Below are 6490 nucleotides of genomic sequence, written 5' to 3' on the forward strand. Positions count from 1 at the left end.
CGCTTATCGGGGTCCCGGCTTTTTTAGCTTGACAAGACGGAAGGTGGCCAGAAGAATATCAGTGAACATTCTCGCTGGTCTTTTTTGAGAAACATCCGATTTGCCGCCCTCTGCTGGGTTGGCCTGCTCGCTGTTCGCACACAGGTAAATTTTTCATGGGTCATGAATTCTTCCCGAGCATTGAGACCTTAGCAAAGAGGTCCTGGTGACTGCACAACGCATTGATGGCAAAGCCATAGCTAAAAAAATACAGGCGGATGTCACCCATCGCAGTCAGGCTTTTCTCCAGCGTTATGGACGCTCCCCTGGTCTTGCGGTAGTACTGGTCGGGGCCGATCCTGCGTCTCAGGTCTATGTGCAGAAAAAGCGGGATACCTGTGCTTCAGTGGGCATCCGCTCTTTTTCTGCCAATCTTCCTGCAGACAGCACGCCACAACAACTTCTGTCTCATATTACCGAACTAAACGCTAATAATGCCGTGGATGGCATCCTGGTACAGTTGCCCCTTCCGTCGCACTTTGATCCTGAAGAAATCATTGAGGCCATTGCCGTCGAAAAGGATGTCGATGGTTTTCACCCCTATAATGTAGGCCGCCTTGCGCTGCGCGCGCCACTGCTGCGCTCCTGTACGCCCGCCGGTATCATGACCTTGCTTCAGGAAACCGGCATAAAGGTCAGGGGGAAAGAAGCGGTGATTGTCGGCGCATCCAATATTGTCGGGCGGCCCATGGCGCTGGAACTCCTCCTGGCCGGGGCGACGGTGACCGTCTGCCACCGCTTCACCCGCGATCTCGCAGCCCATGTGGGACGCGCCGAACTGCTCGTCGCGGCGGCAGGTAAACCGGGACTGATACCCGGCGAGTGGATTCGTGAGGGAGCAGTGGTCATTGATGTAGGAATTAACCGTCTTCCGGATGGGCGTCTCACCGGCGATGTGGACTTTGCTGGTGCGGAGCAACGTGCGGCGTGGATCACTCCGGTCCCCGGTGGGGTCGGACCCATGACGGTAGTCACACTCTTGCAGAACACCCTGATTGCGGCAGAGCAACGCATGGGGATAAGCACGTGACTGAGACACCTGCCCAGCAAAAATCTGATGCGGCGCCCCCTCTGGACAATCCCGATCTCTATTTCAACCGCGATCTCAGCATCCTCGAATTTAACCGGCGGGTACTCGCACTGGCAGATGATCCACACGTGCCACTGCTGGAGCGTTTACGTTATCTGACCATTGTTTCCAACAATCTGGACGAATTTTTTGAAGTCCGCATGGCAGGGCTTCTGCAGCGGCGCAAATTCGGCGCTGGCCCCTCGGGGCCGGATATGCTCGGACCTAATCTCGAAATTGAAGCAGTGGCCAGAATGGCCCACGAAATTATCTCTGCACAGTATCGCTGCCTGAACCAACGACTGCTACCCGCCCTGGCCAAAGAGAATGTCCGTCTGTTGCGCCGACGCGAGTGGCGGGCAGCGCAAAGACGCTGGATCAGCAGTTATTTTCAGAGTGAAGTCCTGCCTCTGCTCACGCCCCTGAGCCTTGACCCAGCCCATCCCTTTCCCAAGGTACAGAATAAGGGGCTGAATTTCGCCATCGTCCTGGAGGGTCAGGACGCCTATGGGCGGCACAGCCCCATCGCCATTGTGCAGGCGCCGCGGATACTATCGCGTATCATCCAGATTCCAGCGCATCTGGCCGGCCCGCATGATTTCGTGTTTCTCTCTTCTATCATTCACGAGCATGTGCAAACACTCTTTCCGGGCCTGGCCATTCAGGGCTTTTATCAGTTCCGGGTAACCCGCAACAGCGAACTCTTCGTGGATGAGGAGGAGGTGGATAATCTCCTCGATGCGCTCGCTGATGAATTGCCAATGCGCCCTTTTGGCGAGGCAGTACGGCTGGAAGTCGCCAATAACTGTCCGCGCGAGGTGGTCGACTATCTCTTGAAGCATTTTGATCTTGGTGAGGATAATCTTTATTCGCTGCTGGGGCCCGTGAATCTGTCACGGCTGGCAGCCATCATCGACATGGTTCCTCGCCCCGACCTGCTCTTCCCGCCCTTTGTACCCGGCATGCCCTCAGTCTGTATGCGCCCGGAAAACATATTTGCGCAACTCCACGAGGCACCCATTCTCCTCCATCACCCATACCAGAGCTTCAATCCGGTGCTGGATTTTCTCCGCCAGGCGGCCAATGATCCGCAGGTCATCGGTATCAAGCAGACGTTGTACCGCACCACCCCGGACTCTCCTATCATTGATGCACTGATAGAAGCGGCGATGGCGGGCAAACAGGTCACTGCCGTGGTCGAGCTCAAGGCCCGCTTTGACGAAGCCAATAATATCCGGATGGCGGAGCGCCTGGAAGAGGTGGGTGTGCAGGTTGTATACGGCGTGGTCAACCACAAGGTGCATGCCAAGATGATCCTGGTCTTGCGCCGTGAAGAGGATGGTATCCGCCTCTACGGGCATCTGGGTACCGGCAATTATCATCCCCGCAATGCGCGGATTTATACCGATCTCAGCCTGCTCACCGCAAATCCTGATATCACGGCGGACATGAATGACCTGTTCATGCACATCACCGGTATGGGCAAGGCGCCGCAACTCCGTTGCCTGCTGCAAAGTCCCTTTACGATGTTCAGCGGGATACGTGATGCCATTGAGACGGAGACCCGGCACGGCGTGAAAGGCCGCATCATCGCGCGGGTGAATGCGCTGGTCGAGCCAGACCTGATTCGCGCCCTATACCGGGCCTCCCAAGCTGGAGTAGAAATCGACCTGGTGGTACGCGGCGCCTGTGCCTTACGTCCCGGCATACCGGGCGTCTCTGAGCATATCCGGGTACGTTCCATTGTCGGTCGTTTTCTCGAACACAGCCGCGTCTATTACTTCGGGAATGACGGACATTCCAAGCTTTGGATATCCAGTGCCGACTGGATGGGACGCAATCTCTTTCGCCGCCTGGAAGTGGCGGTACCCATTCTCGACCCCGACTTGCGCGCACGCGTACTCAGGGAAACCCTTCAGCTATACTTGGAGGACGATTGTAACGCTTGGGCCATGCGTGCCGATGGTGTCTATGATTTTTTGCGTAAGACCCCGGATGCCACCTGTAAATCGGCTCAGGACCGCTTACTGGAACACTATGAGAGGACTAGTCACCATGTGTGACAGGATTTCGTCGTGATCCGGGTTCTGGTGCTCAACAGTAAGGGGGGTGCCGGAAAAACGACGGTCGCCACCAACCTCGCCAGTTTGCTGGCACTGCGCGGCTCGGTACTTCTCGCTGACCTGGATCCGCAGCACTCGTCCAGCACCTGGGCCGAGCGGCGGTCGGAGCACTTACCAAAGCTGTCCGTCATTGCCGATGCTGACCGGGATTTCCGCGATTATCCGCCGAGTGATTTCATCGTCTTTGATGCCCCTGCTGGTCTGAAAAAAGGGCGCCTGGAAGACATGCTGGACAAGGTGGAGGCGCTGCTGGTACCCATCGGTCCCTCTTCTTTCGATATGGACGCCAGCCGTCTTTTCCTGGAGAAACTGGATGAGATTAAACGTTTTCGTAAGGGTAAAGTGCGCATGGGCGTTATTGCCAACCGCGTGAATGCACGTACCAAGGGTGGACAGCATCTGCAAACGTTTCTGGCAGATTTGCAGTTGCCGGTGGTGGCCACCCTGCGCGATAGCGAGCTTTATGTGCGGGCGGCGCAACTGGGCGCGGGCATAGCGGATTTGCGGGCTGCAGAAACTCGTGCGGAGTTACCGCAATGGGCGCGGATCCTGCGTTTTGTAACGGAGAGGGGACATGGAACAAGAGCTTAAACTACAGATACTCGATCCTTCCCCTGCCGCCTGGGAAAAGATTTGCCAACATCCCCTGCTGGCGCTGGGCACAGCACCCCCCTTGCAGCTTCACGCTCTCTACTATGATAGCCGTGATGGTGTCTTGCAGCGCGCCAGGCTAGCCTACCGCGTGCGTCGGGAAGGGAAAGAGTGGGTAGCCACTCTCAAGGCCGAAGGCCAATCCGCTGGCGGATTGCATCAGCGTCCCGAATGGAACGTCACCGTTTCCTCCGCCAGAGCGGATCTTCGGGTATTTACTGACACGGATGCTGCAGCGTTACTGGCACCCTTTTTGGATTCGGCCATGCAAGTCGTTCTCGAAACCCGTTTTGAACGGCTGGAAAGTCGGGTGGATCGCGCGGATGGCAGCCAGATACTGGTCGCACTGGATCGTGGAGAAATCGTTGCCAACGGCTTGCGCGAACCGATTCTCGAAGTAGAGTTGGAGCTGGTAACAGGAGAGGCTGCCTCGGTATTGGAGATGGGCGCGGAGCTGTGCCGTGATCTGCCACTGCTGCCCGATGGGGAGAGCAAGATGTTCCGGGGCTTGCGTCTCGCCGGACTGATACCGGCCGATGCCAGTGCGATGCGGGACAAAACGCCACCGCTACGCCACCACGAAAACGCCGGGAAGGCACTCAGCCGCCTGCTGATCCAGCAAATTCAGCAGGCACTCACCGCCGCCAGACAGCATTGCGCTGGCAACAGCCCGGAAACCTTTCATCAGTTGCGCAAAACCGTCCGCAGCTTGCGCGCCCTGCTGCGTTTCTGCCGAACCCTGGATCCTGACAAGCGTCTCGGCGGTGCCCGTCAGGAATTGGCGGACTGGTTTCATCAGCAAAATATACGGCGTGACCATGAAGTACTCGCCACTTATTGGGAGGCATTGGCCACCGAAACAGGCACCGAGATACCCCCCCTGCGCAGATGGCTAAGCGCCCAAGCCGAGACCACGCATGCACAGCTCGGCCAGGTCGCCGCCGCGATCCTGAAGCTTTGGGCACTGCTGCTGCGCGCAGCGCTACACAGTGACCAAGACTTACAGGACTACGTGGAAATGCATTTGCGACGTCAGGATCGCCGATTAATGGCTGCGGGAGATGCGGCCAAGACTGCCGCCAGCTTTCACGCCTTGCGCATTCGCATCAAGAACTGGCGCTATGTGATTCTGGTACTTGGCGATATGTGGCCCAGCAAAGACAGCAAAGCACTACTCAAAATGCTTTCCGCCTTGCAGGAAATCTCTGGTGCTGTACATGATGCCGACATGGCAGGACAGCATCTGGCGGGGCTGGCTACCAGCCGCAAGCACGGACTCGCCTTTAGTGCGGGGATGCTGATGGGCTATCTCCATGCCCGCGAGAGCAGACAACGCAAAAAATTCTCCAAGTATTGGGAGCGGCTGGAGAACACCCCACGGCCGTGGGGCTAACTCCCTCAGTATTTAATCCAGCCCATCCCGCTTGCGTTCGATCATATGACTAATCAAGGCAATTTCGTGGGCCAGGCAATATTGCGGCTCGGTCACTGCCCACTCGCGCGCTTGTTCACGATCATAGGAACCCGCGTCGCACACCTGCTCCAGTTGCTGACAGTTCATACTCTCACTCAAGAAACCAGCCACCTCGGCGATCTGATTATTACCCAGAGCGCTGACCGCCTCGCCGAGCGTAAGATTCGCCTTGCCACTTAACTGCTCCGCAACCGCAATAGTCGCGGCATCCAGGCCTTTTTCCTGTTGCAGGGTGAGCGCTCTGGCGAGGGCGCGTTGACGATCTATAGCCATATTTTCAGTCTCCTTGGGAGTTATGGTGAATATATTCAATCTTTACCGGGATGGGAACGCTGTATGACTTCTGCCAGATCGCGGGAAAGCCCGGGCTTGCTAGCCAGCATTTTCAAGGCTGCACCCATCGCCTGCTGACGGGGGGCATCATAGCGCTGCCAGCGGCTGAGGGGCGTCGCCAGGCGCGCCGCCGTCTGCGGGTTAAGGTCATCCAGACGGCGGATTTGCTCGGCATAGAAGGTATAACCGGAACCGTCCGCTGCATGGAAAACCGTGGGATTAGCGGCAAAAGCACCGAGTATTGCACGCACCCGGTTGGGCACCCGCCAGTCGAAAGCGGGATGCACCAGCAGATGTTCTGCCTGACGCAAGGTTTGAGGACGTGGCGCGGCAGCTTGTACGGCAAACCACTTATCAATTACCAGCGGGTATTCGTGCCACTTTCGGTAAAAGTCGAGCAGGATATCCTCGGCGTCATGGTGCGGGTGTTGCGCCAGCAACTGGAACGCCGCCAACCGGTCGGTCATGTTGTCGGCCTGCGCATATTGCTGGCGAGCGTACAGGGTCATCTCCTCGTGGCTGCCGCTCTCACTAGCGATGAGGTAACTCAGGGCCAGATTGCGCAGACGTCGGCGGCCGATAGACAACCCGTCGCGCTGATAGACGGCAGCAAGATCGTGATACAGGTCCATCCATTCATTCGCGAACTGCGCGCCGATAGCACGCATCAGCCCGTCACGGGCGCGGTGGATGGCCTCAACGGCGACTACCGGCATCTGTTCGCCGATGTAATCCTCACTGGGGAGAGCCAGCAGCTCGGCGCGGAAGGCAGGGTCCGCCTGACGGTCAGCCAACGTTGCC

At 57.6% G+C, this 6490-nt stretch carries 6 protein-coding genes; 4 read left to right on the forward strand and 2 right to left on the reverse strand.

Annotation, left to right across the window (positions count from 1 at the left end):
* Positions 1 to 205 precede the first annotated feature (205 nt).
* The 4 genes from folD to AC2VNK_RS02080 are packed head-to-tail and all read left to right on the forward strand — an operon-like array spanning position 206 to position 5275.
* A complete protein-coding gene (folD, locus tag AC2VNK_RS02065; protein ID WP_291524181.1) occupies positions 206 to 1069 on the forward strand; it encodes a bifunctional methylenetetrahydrofolate dehydrogenase/methenyltetrahydrofolate cyclohydrolase FolD in 864 nt (287 codons plus the stop codon).
* Positions 1066 to 3171 (forward strand): polyphosphate kinase 1, encoded by a 2106-nt coding sequence (gene ppk1, locus AC2VNK_RS02070; RefSeq protein WP_486882629.1) that lies wholly within the window; start codon positions 1066 to 1068, stop codon positions 3169 to 3171. Before folD ends, ppk1 begins: the two co-directional genes overlap by 4 nt.
* 12 nt (positions 3172 to 3183) lie before the next feature.
* On the forward strand, positions 3184 to 3822 hold the full coding sequence (locus AC2VNK_RS02075; protein WP_291524186.1) for a ParA family protein: 639 nt from the start codon (positions 3184 to 3186) through the stop codon (positions 3820 to 3822).
* Positions 3806 to 5275: a CYTH and CHAD domain-containing protein gene (locus AC2VNK_RS02080; RefSeq protein ID WP_486882630.1), complete on the forward strand. Its 1470-nt coding sequence runs from the start codon at positions 3806 to 3808 to the stop codon at positions 5273 to 5275. Before AC2VNK_RS02075 ends, AC2VNK_RS02080 begins: the two co-directional genes overlap by 17 nt.
* 12 nt (positions 5276 to 5287) lie before the next feature.
* Here AC2VNK_RS02080 and AC2VNK_RS02085 read toward each other — a convergent pair whose 3' ends face one another.
* Complete coding sequence (locus AC2VNK_RS02085) at positions 5288 to 5629, reverse strand: hypothetical protein (RefSeq protein ID WP_291524190.1); 342 nt, start codon at positions 5627 to 5629, stop codon at positions 5288 to 5290.
* Positions 5630 to 5664: 35 nt separating this feature from the next.
* On the reverse strand, positions 5665 to 6490 hold an 826-nt coding region (locus tag AC2VNK_RS02090; protein WP_486882631.1), incomplete at its 5' end, for an aminopeptidase N C-terminal domain-containing protein.

The sequence above is a fragment of the Acidithiobacillus sp. TH-A35 genome (assembly GCF_057473505.1).

Excerpts from the sequence above, each read along its gene's own strand:
- AC2VNK_RS02080 (WP_486882630.1), top strand. The coding sequence starts at position 3,806 with ATGGAACAAGAGCTTAAACTACAGATACTCGATCCTTCCCCTGCCGCC.
- AC2VNK_RS02085 (WP_291524190.1), bottom strand. The coding sequence starts at position 5,629 with ATGGCTATAGATCGTCAACGCGCCCTCGCCAGAGCGCTCACCCTGCAA.